The organism is Limimaricola pyoseonensis (assembly GCF_900102015.1).
GTDB classification, from domain to species: domain Bacteria; phylum Pseudomonadota; class Alphaproteobacteria; order Rhodobacterales; family Rhodobacteraceae; genus Limimaricola; species Limimaricola pyoseonensis.
Window position 1 is genome coordinate 1 of the sequence record NZ_FNAT01000015.1, and the last position, 16,006, is coordinate 16,006.

Genomic DNA, 16,006 nt, shown 5'->3' on the forward strand with positions numbered 1-16,006 from the left:
CAAAGCAGGCACACCCACCCGTACGGCGCGGAACCGGACAGGGTCGAAGCCGTTTTGGAAACGCTCGCGAAGAGCAGGTCTCGACGCGGGACAGGCGAGGCCGCGCCCGGGCCGGCGCCCTCGTGACCTTTGCCGGATCCGGGCAGAGATGTTTCTCTCGAAAGTTTCCCGATCGCTCTCGAGGAGCGCCGCGAACCATGCCCCCGGCAGAGGTTTTTCATCTATATTACATAACCTAAGTTATCCGACTTCTCCTTCTCAGGAAACACGGCCCGCTCTCCACCGGAGCGGGCCGCGTGTCGGTCAGGGCCGGACCGCGACCACCTCGATCTCCACCAGCCAGGCCGGGCTGGCGAGGCCCGCCACCTCGACCACCGAGCGGCTCGGCAGGTTCGGCTGGTCCTCGGTGCCGAAGAACTGCGTGTAGCCGTTCATGAAGCCCGAGAAGTCCATCGCCCCGCCCTCTTCCGGCGCGACGAGGAAGACGGTCATCTTCACCACGTCCGACATCGTCAGGTCGAGGCGCTCCAGGTTGCCTTCGATCGCCTGCATCACCGAGACGGTCTGCGCCTCGGTGTCGCCATAGGCCGCGCGGCTGCCCTGCTCGGCCTCCGTGTCGGTGACGCTCGGCACGGCGCCGCTGAGATAGACCAGCTCGGCATCGGCCGGCAGCTCGACCGCCATCGAGATCGGGAAGTCGGAGTCGGGCAGCGGGTGGCGCGTCACCTCCTGCGCGGTGGCCGGCAGCGCCAGCGCCGCCAGCGCGGCGGCGGCCAGGATGCGCGCGGTCATGGCCGCACCGCCGCGACGTCCTCGGCCGTGGCCGCGATGCCGTTCTCGCCCTCGACGTAGTCGTTGCCGAAATGCGAGCGGATGTAGTTGGTGACCTCGGCCACCTGCTCGTCCGACAGGATCCCGCCCAATGGCGGCATCGCCTTCTGCCCGTTGACGATCAGGTAGATCGGGTATTCGGGGAACTCCAGCATCTCGTTCTCGGCCAGCGCCGGGTACATGCCCGCGCCCACCGCGCCCTGGCCCTCGGGCATGTGGCAGCCCGAGCAGACGGCGTTGTAGATCGCCTCGCCGCTCTCCTGCGTCAGCATCGCGGAATCGGCGAAATAGGCGAGGTCGCCTTCGGAGGGCTCGAAGGTGCGGAACTGCTCGCGCTGGCCGGATTGCGCGATCTCGCCGCTCTCGGCCTCGGTCTCGGGCTGCTCCTGCTGCGCGAGCACCGGCAGGGCCGCGCCGAGCGCGAGGCCCGAGAGGATCAGCGTCAGGGGAAGCGGTTTCATTGGGTGTCTCCCGTGTTGCCGTTGACCACCTGCGCATGCAGGCGCTGCATCGCGTCGAGCGCCGAGAGGATCGCGCCCTCCTGCCAGCCCGGCAGGTATGAGATGTGCTCGCCGGCCAGCACCACGCGGTTGTCGACCGCGGCCGCGGTCTCGTAATCGGCCTCGCGGTCCTTCCAGATGCCGTAGCAGCCCAGCACCCAGGGCACCTTGTGCCAGGCCACCGATATGCCGTTCGAGAACTCCTCGGTGTATTGCGGGTGGATGCGGCTGCCGTATTCGACCGCCCATTTCGTCCGCTCCTCGGGCTGCATGGCGTTGAACTGGTAGGCGGTGGCGCCCCAGACATAGCCGCCCAAGAGCACGCCCGGCCCGTCCTTGAAGAAGTCGTGCGACGGGTAGGAAATCAGCGCGATCGGCAGGTCGGTGTAGCTGATGCCGCCATAGATGCGCTCGTCCTCCTCCCAGAAGCGGCGCTTGAACTCGAGCCCGAACTTGACCGAGCCCGCGTAGTACATCGAGTCGATGATCGCGGTCTTGTCGCCCGAGAGGTTGTGCTCGATCTGGCCGAGGATCGAGAAGGGGATGGTGCAGATGCAGTAGTCGCCGGTGCGGGTCACCTTCTCGCCGTTGTTGGCGAGATCCTCGTATTCGACGGTGACGCCGTTTTCGTCCTGCATCATCGAAACCACCTTGGCGTTGTAGGTGATCAGGTCGCCGACCTCGCGCTCGAAGCCCTGCGCGATCATGTCCATGCCGCCCTTGGGCTGGAACATGGTGCCCTGGTGATGCGTGGTCTCGGCCTCGACCAGCCAGGTCCAGAGGTCGGATTGCAGGATCCGGTCGAGCGAAATGGGCTCGGAGGGCACCGGCGCGGCGTCCAGCCCGCCGCCGGGCCATGTCTCGTAGCCGCGATACTCGGAGGTGTGGTCGGATTTCACGTAGCGGTAGTTCTCGTCGAGCATCCCGTATTCGACGAGGCTGTCGAGCAGCTTGCGCTTGTCCTCCTCGGTCACCTCCTCGTCGAGCGCGCCCTGGTCGGTGACCTTGGCGAGCAGCTCGGCGATGCGGCCGCGATAGTCGGTCGCGATCTCGCGGTAGCGCTGCGGCTGGCCGTCGAAGGCCTCCTGCCGGTGCAGGTAGGCGTTGTGGTTCTCCTGGATGAAGGGCTCGAGCTCGACCCCGAGCCGCTTGCAGTAGTCGAGCACCGCGTAGTGGTGATGCGGGATCCGCCAGGGGCCGGGGTTGAGGTAGTTGCCTTCCGCGAACTCCACCTCCTGCGTGGCGCCGCCCAGCTCGGTGTAGCTGTCGCCGCCGCGCAGCGTCCAGCAGCGGCCGCCGGCCTTCTCGCGGTACTCGATGATCTCGACCTCGTAGCCCGCGGCGCGCATCTCGAGCGCCGCCGTCATGCCGGCGAGGCCGGCGCCGAGGATCAGCACCTTGGCGCCCTGCGGGTCGCCCTCGAGCCGGACCGGCCCGGTGTAGCTCGACTCCTGCGCGAAGCCGAGCGTGGTCATCGCCTGGTACATGGTCGCCGTTCCGGCGGCGAGGCCGACCATCTGCAGCAGGCTGCGGCGTGACATCGACATTTCCGGTTCCTCCCTGACAGCCGGCGCGTTGCGGTGCGCACGGGGGAGAAGATCGTCCGCGAGACGCGGATCTCCATGCGGAGACCGGAAAAAATTGAATTATCTGCGATTCCCCTCGACCGGGCCACGAAACGCCCTAGGGTTGTGGGGCTGGCCTCTCAGCGCGTCAGCGCCGCCCGCATCCCCGCCTCCGGAAAACAGGTCGCCGGCCGGCCCGCCCGCTCCTGCCAGCGGCCGATCGAGCGGCGGGTCTTGTAGCCCGCGAGACCGTCGGCGCCGCCGACATCGTGGCCCCGCGCCTCGAGCGCGCGCTGCATCGCGGCCACGTCCGAGCGCATGAGCTCCGCCACCGGCCGCCAGCGCCCCTCGAAATCGCCCATCCCGTAGGCGATCCGGTCGCCGACATGGCCGACGAAGAGCGCGTAGAGGTCGCTCATGTTGTAGGCCTTGAGCACGTAGAAGTTCGGCGTGACGACGAAGGCCGGCCCGTGCCGCCCGGCCGGCATCAGCAGGTAGCCCTCGCCGCGCCGCTCGTGCTCGGGGAAGGGCTTGCCCGAGACCCGGCGCAGCCCCATCGCCTCCCATTGCGCGATCGTCCGGCCCTGGTCCGGCCCCTCGAGCGTGCAGGAGACCGTCTCGGGCACGGTCACCTCGAAGCCCCAGTCGCGCCCCGGCACCCAGCCGTGGTGGGCGAGGTAGCTGGCGATCGAGGCGATGGTGTCGGCCTCCGAGCGCCAGATGTCGGCCCGCCCGTCGCCGTCGCCGTCGGCGGCGTAGCGCAGGAAGGAGCTGGGCATGAACTGCGGCTGGCCGAGCGCGCCGGCCCAGCTCGAGCGCATCGCGCGCTGCGGCGCGTGCCCCGCCTCGGCGATCCGGAGCGCGGCGATCAGCTCGTCGGTGAAGTAGTCGGCGCGCCGCCCCATGAAGCCCTTGGTGCCGAGTACCGCGAAGGCGTCATGCGGGATCGCCGCCCGGCCATAGCCGCTCTCGCGGCCCCAGATGGCGAGCGCGATCCGCCCCGGCACGCCGGTCGCGCGCTCGACCGCGGCGAGCGTGGCGGCGTGGCGGCGGGCCATCTCGCGCCCGACCGCGGCCGCCCCCTCGACTGCGCCGCGGCGGAAATACCGCTCCGGCGCGCTGAACTCGGCCTGCCGCTGGCGGCGCGGCGCCGCCTCCGGTGCGCCCGGCGGCGCGAGGTCCGGCAGCTCCCAGTCCAGCGCCACCCCGTCGAAGGCCGCGGTGAAGGTGCCGCGCGAGACGCCCGCCGCGCGGGCGCGCGGCCAGATCGTCTGCTCGAGCCAGCTCCTGAACTGCCGCTCCAGCGCGGCGCGGTCCTGCGCCATGGCCGGGCTTGCGAGGCAGAGGGCTGCGAGAATGAGGGCACGGATGATCAAGGGCTGCTCCTGCGGCTCGGATCCTGCCCCGAGACTAGCGCAGCCCGGCCCGGGATCGCCCCCGTCGCGGCTTCGTCGCGGCGGCGATCGGCGGATTGCGGCCGGCGACCCGGATACCGGGCCGCGGCTCAGCGCGCGTAAGGATCAGACAGCGCCGGCAGCACCGTGCCCTCGCAGGCCCCGAAGCCGACCCTGTAGCCCGCGCCCTGCGCGTGGCCCCGCAGGGTCAGCCGGTCGTGGTCGGCGACGAAGGCGCGGGTCGTGCCGGCCACCGCGATCGGCTCCGCGCCGCCCCAGCTCAGCTCCAGCAGCGAGCCGCGCGCGTCGCGCGTCGCCCCCGAGATCGTGCCCGAGCCGAGCAGGTCGCCCACCCGCATCGGGCAGCCCGACACGGTGTGATGCGCCAGCTGCTGCGCCGCCGAGTAGTAGAGCTCGCGCGCATTGGTGCGCGCGATCACCTCGCCCGCCGCGCCCTCGGGCGCCAGCTCCACCGACAGCGCGATGTCGTAGAGCATCGGCCCCGGCTCGCGCAGATAGGGCAGAAGCTCGCGCGACCGCTCGGGCGCTTCGGTGCGGAACGGCTCCAGCGCCGCGCGGGTGACGATCCAAGGGCCGATGCTGGTCGCCGTCGCCTTGGCCTGGAACGGCCCGAGCGGCTGGTACTCCCAGGCCTGCACGTCGCGCGCCGACCAGTCGTTCAGAAGCACGTAGCCGAAGATCATCGCGTCGGCCTCGGCCACCGTGACCGGCCCGTCCGAGGGCTGGCCCACCACCGCGCCGAGCTCCAGCTCGATGTCGAAACGCGCGCAGGGCGCGAAGCGCGGCAGCGCCTCGTCGGGCCCCTTCACCTGCCCCCAGGGCCGCCGCACCGGCGTGCCCGAGACCACCACCGACGACGCCCGCCCGTTGTAGCCGATCGGGATCGACAGCCAGTTCGGCGGCAGCGCGTTCTCGGGGCCGCGGAACATGGTGCCCACGTTCTGGGCATGGTGCCGCCCGGCGTAGAAATCGGTGAACTCGGCCACCGCGAAGGGCAGGTGCATCCGCGCCCCGTCCATCGGCACCAGCAGCGGCTCCAGCCGCGCCGCCTCGGCCGCGCCCTCGGCCAAGAGCTCCGTCAGCCTTGCCCGGAGCGCGTCCCAGGCCGCCGGCCCCGCCGCCATCAGCGGGTTCCAGGCCCCCTGCCCCAGGAGCGGCCCGCCTTCGAGCAAGATCAGCCCCTCGGCCTCGGCCGCCGCCACGTCGAGGATCATCTCCCCGATCGCCACACCGCAGCGCGGCGCGCCGCCACCTGTCGAGAACACCCCGCAGGGCAGGTTGTTGAGCGGGAAGTCGGCCTCCGCGTCGTTGGCGCTCTCGACCCAGCTTCGGCGCAGGCCCTCGCTCATTCCCAGTTGCCCTCGGGCGTGCCGTCGAAGCGCTTCTTCAGGCTGTCCCAGCAGTCGATGTAGTCGTCCTGCAGCGGCGCCTCCTTCGCGGCGAACTCGGTCAGGTGCTGCGGGAAGCGGGTCTCGAACATGAAGGACATCGTGTCGTCGAGCTTGCGCGGCTGCAGCTCGGCCCGGCTCGCGGCCTCGAAGGCCTCGTTGTCGGGCCCGTGCGGCAGCATCATGTTGTGCAGGCTCATGCCGCCCGGCACGAAGCCCTGCGGCTTGGCGTCGTACTGGCCGTAGATGTTGCCCATCAGCTCGGACATGACGTTCTTGTGGTACCAGGGCGGGCGGAAGGTGTTCTCGGCCACCATCCAGCGTTCGCGGAACAGCACGAAGTCGATGTTGGCCGTGCCCTCGACGCCGGAAGGCGCGGTCAGCACGGTGAAGATCGACGGGTCGGGGTGGTCGAACAGCACCGCGCCCACCGGGCAGTAGGTCCGCAGGTCGTATTTCACCGGCGCGTAGTTGCCGTGCCAGGCCACCACGTCGAGCGGCGAGTGCCCGATCCGGGTCTCGTGGAACCGGCCCTGCCACTTCACCGTGACGGTCGAGGGCGTCTCGCGGTCCTCGAAGGCCGCGACCGGCGTCTTGAAGTCGCGCCGGTTGGCCATGCAGTTGGCGCCGATCGGGCCGCGCCCCGGCAGGTGGAACTTCTGGCCGTAATTCTCGCACACGAAGCCGCGCGCCGGCCCGTCCAGCAGCTCGACCCGGTAGACCAGCCCGCGCGGGATGATCGCGATCTCGGCCGGCTCGAGGTCGATCACGCCGAGCTCGGTGCAGAAGCGCAGCCGCCCCTCCTGCGGCACCACCAGAAGCTCGCTGTCGGCCGAGTAGAAATAGGCGTCCTGCATGCTCTCGGTGACGAGGTAGATATGCGCGGCCATGCCGGCCTGCACATGCACGTCGCCCGCCGTGGTCATGGTCCGCATGCCGGTGAGCCAGGTGAGGCGTTCTTCGGAATGCGGCACCGGGTCCCAGCGGTACTGGCCGAGAGAGGTCACGTCCTCCAGCACGTGCGGCGCCGATTTCCAGTAGGGCAGGTCGATCCGCTCGAACCGGCCGGTGTGCTTCACGGACGGCCGGATGCGGTAGCACCAGGTGCGTTCGTTCTGGTGGCCCGGCGCGGTGAAGGCGGTGCCCGAGAGCTGCTCGCCGTAAAGCCCGTAGGCGCATTTCTGCGGCGAGTTCATTCCCTCGGGCAGCGCGCCGGGCAGCGCCTCGGTCTCGAAGTCGTTGCCGAAGCCGGGCATGTAGCCCGCATGCAGCGCCGTGGCCGCCGCGGCGCGGGTCAGGCCGGAGATCTCCTCGGTGCCGCTCATCCTGCGTCTCCCTTCCGATGCGTCGCGCACAGGGTGATAGTTGATTTTGTAACTAACAACGGGTTTCCGCCATGCCCGCCCGCGCCCGGTCCCTCCGGCCCGTCCGGCCCGCGCAGGCGGCCGGAATCTCGGTGATCGATATTTGCGGGATTGCGCTATTCTCTTGGTTGATCTGTCGCACCGCTCCCCCGGGAACCGCGGGGCGCGACGGCGGATTGCATTCCGGGGCGGCCGCCTGTCCGTCCCTTCATCGCAGAGAGGACATTCCGATGAGGACGCTTGCATTTTCCGCCCTGACGGCCCTGCTGGCCGGCCCCACCCTCGCCCAGGAGATGACCGGCGACGCCGCCAACGGCGAAACCGAGTTCTCGCGGCAATGCGTGAGCTGTCACGTGGTCGCCGACGAGTCCGGCGAGGTGCTGGCGGGCCGCAACGGCCGGGTCGGGCCGAACCTGTACGGCGTCGCCGGCCGCCAGCCGGGCATCGTCGAGGATTTCCGCTACAGCGACGCCCTCGTGGCCTATGGCGAGCTCGCGCCGGACGCGGACGCCACCGGCACCGCCCCCACCGGCGAGGGGATCGAGACGGTGATCTGGGCGCAGGCCAACACCGTGGCCTACCTGCAGGACCCGACCGGCTTCCTGCGCGAGGCGCTCGACGACAGCCGCGCCCGCGGCAAGATGGCCTACAAGGTGCGCGACCCGCAGACCGCGGCGGATCTCTACGCCTATCTCGCCACCTTCAGCCCCGATCTCGAGATGACCGGCGAGGCCGACATGTCCGAGGGGGAGAGCGCCCAGAACTGAGGCGGCGCCTCTGCTTTCCCCGGGCCGGAACGGGCGTGCTCGCCACCGGCCGGTGCGCGAAACGCCCGTTTCCCGATCCGCGCCGCGCCGCGCCGCCGCGGTCTTTTCCCGTGCCACGCATTGATGCCGCCGGCGTCGATGCGTAGGTCCGGTGTCCCGTAACCAAAGGAACTTCGCCATGTTCAGGTCTCTCGCCCTCGCGGCGCTCGTCACCGCCGCCGCCCCGCTCGCCTCGGCGCAAGAGGACGACACGCTGCAGGTCGGCATGTCCGGCGGCTACTTCCCCTTCACCTTCGTCCGCCAGGACGTGCTGCAGGGCTTCGAGGTCGACGTGATGAACGCCGTGGCCGAGGAGACCGGGCTCGAGGTCGAGTTCGTCACCATGTCCTTCTCGGGGCTGATCGGCGCGCTGGAATCGGGCCGCATCGACACCATCGCCAACCAGATCACCATCACGCCCGAGCGCGAGGAGAAGTTCGCCTTCACCCAGCCTTACGTCTTCGACGGCGCGCAGGTGGTGGTGAAGGCCGGCAACGAGGGCGAGATCACCGGCCCCGAGGATCTCAAGGGCCGCTCGGTCGCGGTCAATCTCGGCTCGAACTTCGAGCAGCTGCTGCGCGAGCTGCCCTATGCCGACGAGATCGACATCCGCACCTACGAGAGCAACATCGAGCAGGACACCGCGCTCGGCCGGGTCGACGCCTTCGTGATGGACCGCGTCTCCTCGGCGCAGGTGATCCAGGAAAGCCCGCTGCCGCTGGCGCTGGCCGGCCAGCCCTTCTCCGAGATCCGCAACGCCCTGCCCTTCCGCGACGACGAGGACGGCCGCGCGCTGCGCGACCGCATCGACGCCGCGCTGACCACGCTGAAGGAGGACGGCACGCTGGCCGAGATCTCCGACAAGTGGTTCGGCAGCGACATCACCACGACGGAGTAAGACCCGTGCGGGCACTCGACTTCGACTACATGCTGGGTCTGGTGCCCGTGCTCCTGGGCTACGTGCCGCTGACGCTGGGCATGGCGCTGGCCGGCATGGCGCTGGCGCTGGTGCTGGCCTCTCTGCTGGCGGTCGAGCGGGTGGCGAAGCTGCCCGTGATCGACCCGCTGGTGGTGCTGTTCATCAGCTTCTTTCGCGGCACGCCGCTCTTGGTGCAGCTCTTCCTGTTCTATTACGGGCTGCCGCAGGTGCTGTCCTTCCTGACCCAGATCAACGGCGTCACCGCCGCGATCATGGGCCTGACGCTGCACTTCTCGGCCTACATGGCCGAGAGCATCCGCGCCGCGATCACCGGCGTCGACCGCAGCCAGTGGGAGGCGGCGCAGGCGGTCGGCATGACCCAGTCCCAGATGATGGTCCGGATCATCCTGCCGCAGGCCGCGCGCATCGCCGCGCCGACGCTGGTCAACTACTTCATCGACATGATCAAGGGCACCTCGCTGGCCTTCACGCTGGGCGTCACCGAGATGATGGGCGCGACCCAGAAGGAGGCCGCCGGCTCCTTCCTCTACTTCGAGGCCTTCCTCGTGGTGGCGGTGATCTACTGGATCATCGTCGAGGCGCTGTCCTTCGCGCAGCGCGGCCTCGAAACCCGTCTCAACAGGGCCTTCGCGCGATGATCGAGATCACCGGACTGACCAAGGGCTTCGGCGGCGGGCCGGTGCTGAACGGCATCGACCTTTCGATCGCGCCGGGCGAGCGGATCGTGGTGATCGGCCCGTCGGGCACCGGCAAGTCGACGCTGCTGCGCTGCCTCAACTTCCTCGACCGGCCCGAGGCCGGCACGATCCGGGTGGGCGACCTGACGGTGGACGCCGCCAAGGCCACGAAGGCGCAGATCCTCGCGCTCAGGCGCCGCACCGCCTTCGTGTTCCAGAACTACGCGCTCTTCGCCAACAAGACCGCGCGCGAGAACATCACCGAGGCGCTGGTCACGGTGCAGCGCAAGCCCCGCGCCGAGGCCGAGGCGCGGGCCGACTCGATCCTCGGCGAGATCGGCCTCGCCGAGAAGGCCGGCAGCTACCCCGCCGCGCTCTCGGGCGGGCAGCAGCAGCGCGTCGGCATCGGCCGGGCGATGGCGCTCGACGCGCAGCTGATGCTGTTCGACGAGCCGACCTCGGCGCTCGATCCGGAATGGGTGGGCGAGGTGCTCGACCTGATGCGGCGGGTGGCCGAGCAGCACCAGACCATGCTGATCGTCACCCACGAGATGCAGTTCGCCCGCGAGATCGCCGACCGGGTGATCTTCATGGAAGGCGGCCGCATCGTCGAGGAAGGCCCGCCCGCGCAGATCTTCGACGACCCGCGCGATGCGCGCACCAAGGCCTTCCTGCGCCGCGTGCGCTGAGCCTCAGGTGACCTTGGCCCGGGCGTGGAACTCGGGCCGGTCCCAGCTGCCGCTGTCCAATATCTCGCCCAGCACCTCGGCCGCGCGGTCGAGATCGGCTTCGCCGATATAGAGCGGGGTGATGCCGAAGCGCAGGATGTCGGGGGCGCGGAAATCGCCGATCACGCCCTGCGCGATCAGCGCCTGCATTACCGCGTAGCCCTCGGGGTGGCGGAAGCTGACATGGCTGCCGCGGACCGCCCGGTCGCGCGGCGTGGCCAGCACGAGGCCCGGACAGCGGGCCTCGACCGCGGCAATGAAGTGGTCGCACAGATCCTGCGCCCGCGTCTCGAGCGCGGCGAGATCGCGCCCCTCGAACAGCCGCAGCGCGTCCTCGAGCGCGGTCATCGACAGGATCGGCGGCGTGCCGACCTTCATCCGCTCGACCCCCTCGCCGGGCCGGTAGCCCGGGTCGAAGGCGAAGGGCGCCGCATGCCCCATCCAGCCCGACAGCACCGGCTCGACCGTCGCGGCATGGCGCGGCGCGACATAGAGGAAGGCCGGCGCGCCGGGCCCGCCGTTGAGGAACTTGTAGCCGCAGCCGATCGCGAAATCGGCGCCGCAGGCGGCCAGCTCGACCGGGAAGGCCCCGGCCGAATGCGCGAGGTCCCAGATCACCACCGCGCCCGCCGCATGGGCCTTCTCGGTCACCGCGCGCATGTCGCGGCGACGCCCCGTGCGGTAGTCCACCTGCGTCAGCATCAGCACCGCGACGCTCTCGTCGATCGCCGCCTCGACCTCCTCCGAGGGCTTCGCCTCGACCCGCCAGCCTTCGCCGCGGAAGCGGCAGATGCCGTCGGCGATGTAGAGATCGGTCGGGAAGTTGCCGGCATCCGACAGGATCACCCGCCGCTCGGGGTTGAGCGCCATCGCGGCGGCGAGCACCTTGAAGAGGTTGACGGAAGTGCTGTCGCCCACCGCCACCGTGCCCGGCTCGGCGCCGATCAGCGGCGCGATCCGCGCCGCCACCCGGTCGGGCAGGTCGATCCAGCCGGCGTCGTTCCAGCCGCGCACAAGCTGCGCGCCCCATTCCGCGCCCACGGCGCGCGACAGCCGCTCGGCGGTGCCGCGCGGCAGCGGCCCCAGAGAGTTGCCGTCGAGATAGACCACCCCTTCGGGCAGGTCGAAGAGGTCGCGCTGCGGCAGGGCGGTGGCATCGGACATCGGGCTCTCCTTCGCGGTTTCCCCGGTGAAACCGCATGTCGTTCTGGAAATCAAGAATTATATACGATATGGCATTTCGTATGGATTATGCCGCCAAAACCGAGACCGCCTTCGCCCGGCTGCGCGAGGACATCCTGAACGGGGTGCACGCGCCGGGCGCGCCGCTGCGGCTGAGCGCGCTGTCGCGGCGCTACGCGGTCAGCGCCACGCCGCTGCGCGAGGCGCTGTCGCGGCTCGAGGAAAAGCGGCTGGTGCTGGCCCGGCCCAATCGCGGCTGGCAGGTCGCGCCGGTGTCGCTGGCCGAGCTCGAGGATCTGGAGGCGGCGCGGCTGGCGGTGGAGGGGAGCCTCCTGCGCGACGCCATCGCGCGCGGCGGGCTCGACTGGGAGGCGGGCATCGTCGCCGCGCATCACCGGCTGAAGCAGACGCCCCTGCCGGTCGGGCATGGCGAGCCGGGGCTCCACGCCGACTGGATCGCCGCGCATGACGGCTTTCACGCGGCGCTGCTGGCGGCGGCGGCGTCGGAATGGCTCGGCCGCTTCCACGCCGAGGCCAGCGCCCAGCTCAGGCGCCACCACCAGGCGCTCTTGCTGCATCCCCGCGCGGTCCGGCCCGACGGCCCGGCGCGCCATCCGGAGGCGGTGCAGGAGCGGCTGCGCGACGCGCTCTCCCTGCCCCGGCACAGCGCGCTGATGGAGGCCGCGCTCGCCCGCGACACGGCCGCCGCGCTGCGGCTCCTGGGCGAGCATGTCGAGATCGCCGTCGCCCTCTACCGCGAGATCGCCGCGCCCGCCTCCGAAAGCGGCGCGGCGGCCGAGTAGTCCGCCGCCAGCCGCACCACCCGCGACAGCGGCGCGCCGACGAGCCGCCCCGCCCCGCGCCGGTCGCGCAGTAGCGCCGCCGGCCGGCCGGTCGCCATGGCGATGGCGGTGCCCGGGTCGGTGCCGACCTCGCCCGTCATCACCGCGATCGCCCGCGGCATCGTCAGGTCGGCCCCGGCCAGCGTGCCGTCGGCCAGCGTCAGCCGCCCGTCGCGGCGCAGGATGCGGCGGCCGTTCAGCGTGAACTCCGCGATCTCCGACCCGACCGGCGCCATCGCGTCGGTCACGAGGAACAGCCCCTCGGGCCGCGCCCGCATCGCGATGCGGATCGCCGCGGGGTGGACGTGGATCGCGTCCGCGATCAGCCCCGCCGCGCCCGCGCCGTCGAGCGTCGCGCCGACCAGCCCCGGCTCGCGATGCCCCAGCCCGCTCATCGCGTTGTAGAGATGCGTGGTGCAGCGCGCGCCGGCGGCAAAGGCGGCGCGGCAGGCGTCGTAGCCCGCATCGCTGTGGCCCAGAGAGACGATCACCCCCGCCGCGTCGAGCCGGGTGATCTGCTCGGGCGTCACCGTCTCGGCCGCGACGGTCAGCATCAGGTTCGGCAGCCGCGCCGCCGCGCCCAGCAGTATCTCCATGTCGGCCGCCCCGATCGGCCGGATCAGCCCCGGGTCGTGCGCGCCCTTCCGCGCCTGCGACAGGTGCGGCCCCTCGAGATGCAGCCCGAGGATGCCCGGCACCCCCTCGGCCACCGCCCGCGCCACCGTCTCGACCGCCGCGGCCGAGGCCTCGGGCCGGTCGGTGATCAGGGTGGGCAGCAGCCCGACCGTGCCGGTGCGACGATGCGCGGCGGCGATGGTGCGCAGCGTGCCGACATCCGCGCCGCCGTCGAACATCACGCCGCCGCCGCCGTTCACCTGCAGGTCGACGAAGCCCGGGCAGAGCGTGTCGCCCTTGAGGTCGCGCCGCGCGTAGCCCTCGGGCACCGCCTCGGCGATCCCCTCGACCACCCCGTCCGAGACCAGGAGCACCCGGTTTTCGTGCAGCCGCGCGCCGTCATGGATCGCGGCGCCGACATAGGCCAGGCGTTCCATCAGCGCGTCTCCGTGACCTTGCGCAGGTGGCGCGGCGCGTCGGGGTCGATGCCGCGCGCCACCGCCACCCGTTCGACCATGGCGTAGAAGCTGGCGATCAGCGCGATCGGGTCGGTCAGCGGGTGGCCGGTGCGGATCACCGGCAGCGCCTGCGCCGCCCCGGCGCGGTCGCTGGTGACGAAGACCTGCGCGCCCTTGCCCGCCATCGCGTCGGCCACCTCGACCAGCGGCCCCTCGGCCGCATCCGCGGCGCAGAGCGCGATCACCGGAAAGCCCCGATCGACGATCGAGACCGGCCCGTGCAGCACCTCGGCCGAGGAATAGGCCTCGGCATGCAGCTGGCAGGTCTCCTTGAACTTCAGCGCCGCCTCGCAGGCCAGCGCGTAGGCCGGGCCGCGCCCGAGGCAGTAGAGCGAGCCGTTCGCCGCCGTCGCCTCGCGCGGCGCCGCCCAGTCGAGCGCCACCGCCTTCTCCAGAAGCGGCGGCAGCCCGCGCAGCGCCGCGCGCAGATCGTCGTCGCCGACCCATTCCGCCAGCAGCCACAGCGCGCAGATCGCCGAGTTCACGAAGGTCTTGGTCGCCGCCACGCTCAGCTCCGGCCCGGCATGGATGTCGAGCGGATGCGCGCATTCGGCCGCCAGCGGCGAGGCCGGGTCGTTGGTGATGGCGATGCCGAGCGCCTCGGCCTCGCGCGCCATCCGCGCCATGGCGACGATGTCCGGGCTCTGCCCCGATTGCGAGATCGCGACGCAGCCCGCCCCGTCGAGCCGCAGGCTGCGCCCGTAGACCGAGGCGACCGAGGGGCCGAGCGAGGCCACGGGCCGCCCGGCCAGGAGCTCGGTCGCGTATTTCAGGAAGGTTGCGACATGGTCCGACGAGCCGCGCGCCACGGTGACGAGCAGCGCCGGGTCGGCGTAGTGCAGCGCCGCGCCGGCGCGCGCCACCGCGTCGCCGCCGCGGTCGAGCAGCCGCGCCGCGGCCTCGGGGATCTCCAGGATCTCGCGGCGCATCCGCGTGTCGGCTTTCGTCATCTCGGCCTCCTCAGTCCTGCGCCAGCCGCAGCTCGGCGACGAAGTTGTAGGCATCCCCGCGGTAGAGCGAGCGGGTGAACTCGGCCACCCGCCCGTCCGGCAGGTAGGATGTCCGCTCGATGCTGAGCCCCGCCGCGCCCGGCGCGACCTCCAGCGTCGCGGCGTCCTCGCGGCCCACCGCGATGGCCGAGATCTTCTGCAGCGCCCGCACGGGGCGCAGCCCGGCCTCGGCCAGCGTGCCGTAGAGCGAGGTCTCGACCGCCTCCGGGTCGGGCAGGATCGTCAGCGGCAGCGCCGCCCGCTCGATCGCCATCGGCCGCCCGTCGGCCAGCCGCAGCCGCGCCAGCCGCGCCACCGAGGCGTCGGCCGCGAGCCCCAGCGCCACCACCTCGTCGGGCGAGGGCACGTAGACGCCGCGGTCGAGCCAGCGGGTCGTGGTCGACAGGCCCCGCCGCCGCATGTCCTCGGTGAAGGAGGTGAGCCGCGACAGCGACTGCTCGAACTTCTCGGGCCGGGGCGCGACGAAGGAGCCCGAGCCGTGCTTCTGCACCACCAGCCCCTCGGCGGCGAGCCCGGCGATCGCCTTGCGCACCGTGACCCGCGACAGCCCGGTCAGCGCCGCGATCTCGCGCTCGGGCGGCAGCGGCGCGCCGGGGGACAAAAGCCCCCGCGTCATCGCCTCCGACAGCCGGCGCGAGAGCTGCAGGTAGAGCGGCCCGCCATCGCCGCGCTGCCAGCCCGCGGGCGCGAGGAAGGCGGCGACGCTCACGCCCCCTCCTCCGCGAAGCGCCGCGCGAGGATCAGCGCGCCGTCGAGCGGCGTGCCGCGCGGATCGGCGAAGCGGCGGCCGGGCCGGTCGAGCGCCGCGCGGTAGGCCGGCCCCAGCCCGCCGATCAGGCAGATCGCCTCGTCGCGATGCCCGAGCGCGGCCAGAGCGCGTTCGCACCACGCCGCCCCCTCGGCCAGAAGCGCGGCCCCCATCGCGTCGCCCCTTTCGGCGGCCCCGGTCACCAAGGGCGCCAGCGCGCCGTACTCGGCCGGGGTGGCGCGCGCGGCGAAGGCGACGATGCCCGGCGGCGCGCCGAAGCGGTCGAGCAGCGCCCGGCCCAGTCCGGTCTGCGCCCGCATCCCGTCCACCGCCTCCAGCGTCGCGGACAGCGCCGCGCGCCCCAGCCACGCGGCCGAGGCCACGTCGGAAAGCTGCAGCCCCCAGCCGCCCACGGCGCGGATCTTCCCCGCCCGGCGCAGCCCGACGAAGCTGCCGGTGCCGATGGCCAGCACCGCGCCGTCGCCCCCGGGCCCCAGCGCGCCGGCGATGGCGATGTCGCGATCCTCCGTGACCCGGCAGCGGAAGGGCAGCCGCGCCGCCACGCCCCGCGCCATCTCGGCCGACTGCACCCCGGCGAGGCCGGCATGGGCCACGGCGGCGCGCAACGCCTGCGGGTCGAGCCCGGCGGCCTCGGCGGCGCGGGCCACGGCGGCGAGGATGTTGGCGACGCCGCCCTCGAAATCCGAAGTCAGGTTGGCCGGGCCCGCCTGCCCCGTGCCGATCACCGCGCCGTCGCGCCACAGCGCGGCCCGGCAGCCGGAGCCGCCGCCATCGATGCCGAGCACGGGAATCGCGAGGGTCATGACAAGACCTTTATGATACCTCTAACGGCAAGGAAACGGTCCGGGCGGTGGCT

The 16,006-nt window shown here is 71.7% G+C and carries 16 protein-coding genes; 5 read left to right on the plus strand and 11 right to left on the minus strand.

The features are described 5' to 3' along the window. Positions 1-303 precede the first annotated feature (303 nt). From BLT43_RS18170 to hmgA, 6 genes are all read right to left on the minus strand, one after another. On the minus strand, positions 304-792 hold the full coding sequence (locus BLT43_RS18170; protein WP_090115232.1) for a RidA family protein: 489 nt from the start codon (positions 790-792) through the stop codon (positions 304-306). Further along, positions 789-1,292: a c-type cytochrome gene (locus tag BLT43_RS19280; RefSeq protein WP_207497655.1), complete on the minus strand. Its 504-nt coding sequence runs from the start codon at positions 1,290-1,292 to the stop codon at positions 789-791. Before BLT43_RS19280 ends, BLT43_RS18170 begins: the two co-directional genes overlap by 4 nt. Then, on the minus strand, positions 1,289-2,878 hold the full coding sequence (locus tag BLT43_RS18180) for a flavin monoamine oxidase family protein (protein ID WP_242652356.1): 1,590 nt from the start codon (positions 2,876-2,878) through the stop codon (positions 1,289-1,291). The genes BLT43_RS19280 and BLT43_RS18180 overlap by 4 nt, the downstream gene beginning before the upstream one ends. 158 nt (positions 2,879-3,036) lie before the next feature. Further along, positions 3,037-4,221, minus strand: coding sequence for a lytic murein transglycosylase (locus BLT43_RS18185; RefSeq protein WP_090115295.1), 1,185 nt, complete (start codon positions 4,219-4,221; stop codon positions 3,037-3,039). A 179-nt stretch (positions 4,222-4,400) separates the two neighbouring features. After that, a complete protein-coding gene (fahA, locus tag BLT43_RS18190) occupies positions 4,401-5,660 on the minus strand; it encodes a fumarylacetoacetase (protein ID WP_090115233.1) in 1,260 nt (419 codons plus the stop codon). After that, complete coding sequence (gene hmgA / locus BLT43_RS18195; RefSeq protein ID WP_090115234.1) at positions 5,657-7,024, minus strand: homogentisate 1,2-dioxygenase; 1,368 nt, start codon at positions 7,022-7,024, stop codon at positions 5,657-5,659. Before hmgA ends, fahA begins: the two co-directional genes overlap by 4 nt. A gap of 269 nt (positions 7,025-7,293) precedes the next feature. Here hmgA and BLT43_RS18200 point away from each other — a divergent pair, with 269 nt between their 5' ends. From BLT43_RS18200 to BLT43_RS18215, 4 genes are all read left to right on the plus strand, one after another. Then, positions 7,294-7,830, plus strand: a complete 537-nt coding sequence (locus tag BLT43_RS18200; protein ID WP_090115235.1) for a c-type cytochrome — start codon at positions 7,294-7,296, stop codon at positions 7,828-7,830. A gap of 178 nt (positions 7,831-8,008) precedes the next feature. Further along, complete coding sequence (locus BLT43_RS18205; RefSeq protein ID WP_090115236.1) at positions 8,009-8,767, plus strand: amino acid ABC transporter substrate-binding protein; 759 nt, start codon at positions 8,009-8,011, stop codon at positions 8,765-8,767. A 5-nt stretch (positions 8,768-8,772) separates the two neighbouring features. Next, positions 8,773-9,447, plus strand: coding sequence for an amino acid ABC transporter permease (locus BLT43_RS18210; protein ID WP_090115237.1), 675 nt, complete (start codon positions 8,773-8,775; stop codon positions 9,445-9,447). Next, entirely contained in the window at positions 9,444-10,175 is a 732-nt protein-coding gene (locus BLT43_RS18215; protein WP_090115238.1) for an amino acid ABC transporter ATP-binding protein, read from the plus strand. Before BLT43_RS18210 ends, BLT43_RS18215 begins: the two co-directional genes overlap by 4 nt. Before the next feature lie 3 nt (positions 10,176-10,178). On the opposite strand, the gene kynU is transcribed toward BLT43_RS18215, so the two are convergent. Then, the gene (gene kynU / locus BLT43_RS18220; protein WP_090115239.1) at positions 10,179-11,378 is read right to left on the minus strand and encodes a kynureninase; all 1,200 of its coding nucleotides are present in this window, start codon (positions 11,376-11,378) and stop codon (positions 10,179-10,181) included. Positions 11,379-11,458: 80 nt separating this feature from the next. Here kynU and BLT43_RS18225 point away from each other — a divergent pair, with 80 nt between their 5' ends. Next, positions 11,459-12,199, plus strand: a complete 741-nt coding sequence (locus tag BLT43_RS18225) for a GntR family transcriptional regulator (RefSeq protein ID WP_207497656.1) — start codon at positions 11,459-11,461, stop codon at positions 12,197-12,199. Here the strand turns inward: BLT43_RS18225 and nagA are convergent. From nagA to BLT43_RS18245, 4 genes are read right to left on the minus strand one after another with little or no spacing between them, the layout of a single operon-like run. After that, complete coding sequence (gene nagA, locus BLT43_RS18230) at positions 12,148-13,290, minus strand: N-acetylglucosamine-6-phosphate deacetylase (RefSeq protein WP_090115242.1); 1,143 nt, start codon at positions 13,288-13,290, stop codon at positions 12,148-12,150. The two genes, BLT43_RS18225 and nagA, sit on opposite strands and share 52 nt — an antisense overlap. Further along, entirely contained in the window at positions 13,290-14,321 is a 1,032-nt protein-coding gene (locus tag BLT43_RS18235; protein ID WP_090115244.1) for an SIS domain-containing protein, read from the minus strand. Before BLT43_RS18235 ends, nagA begins: the two co-directional genes overlap by 1 nt. Positions 14,322-14,331: 10 nt before the next feature. After that, positions 14,332-15,090, minus strand: a complete 759-nt coding sequence (locus tag BLT43_RS18240) for a GntR family transcriptional regulator (protein ID WP_090115246.1) — start codon at positions 15,088-15,090, stop codon at positions 14,332-14,334. Next, positions 15,087-15,953, minus strand: coding sequence for a glucosamine kinase nucleotide-binding domain-containing protein (locus tag BLT43_RS18245; RefSeq protein WP_090115248.1), 867 nt, complete (start codon positions 15,951-15,953; stop codon positions 15,087-15,089). Before BLT43_RS18245 ends, BLT43_RS18240 begins: the two co-directional genes overlap by 4 nt. Positions 15,954-16,006 lie beyond the last annotated feature (53 nt).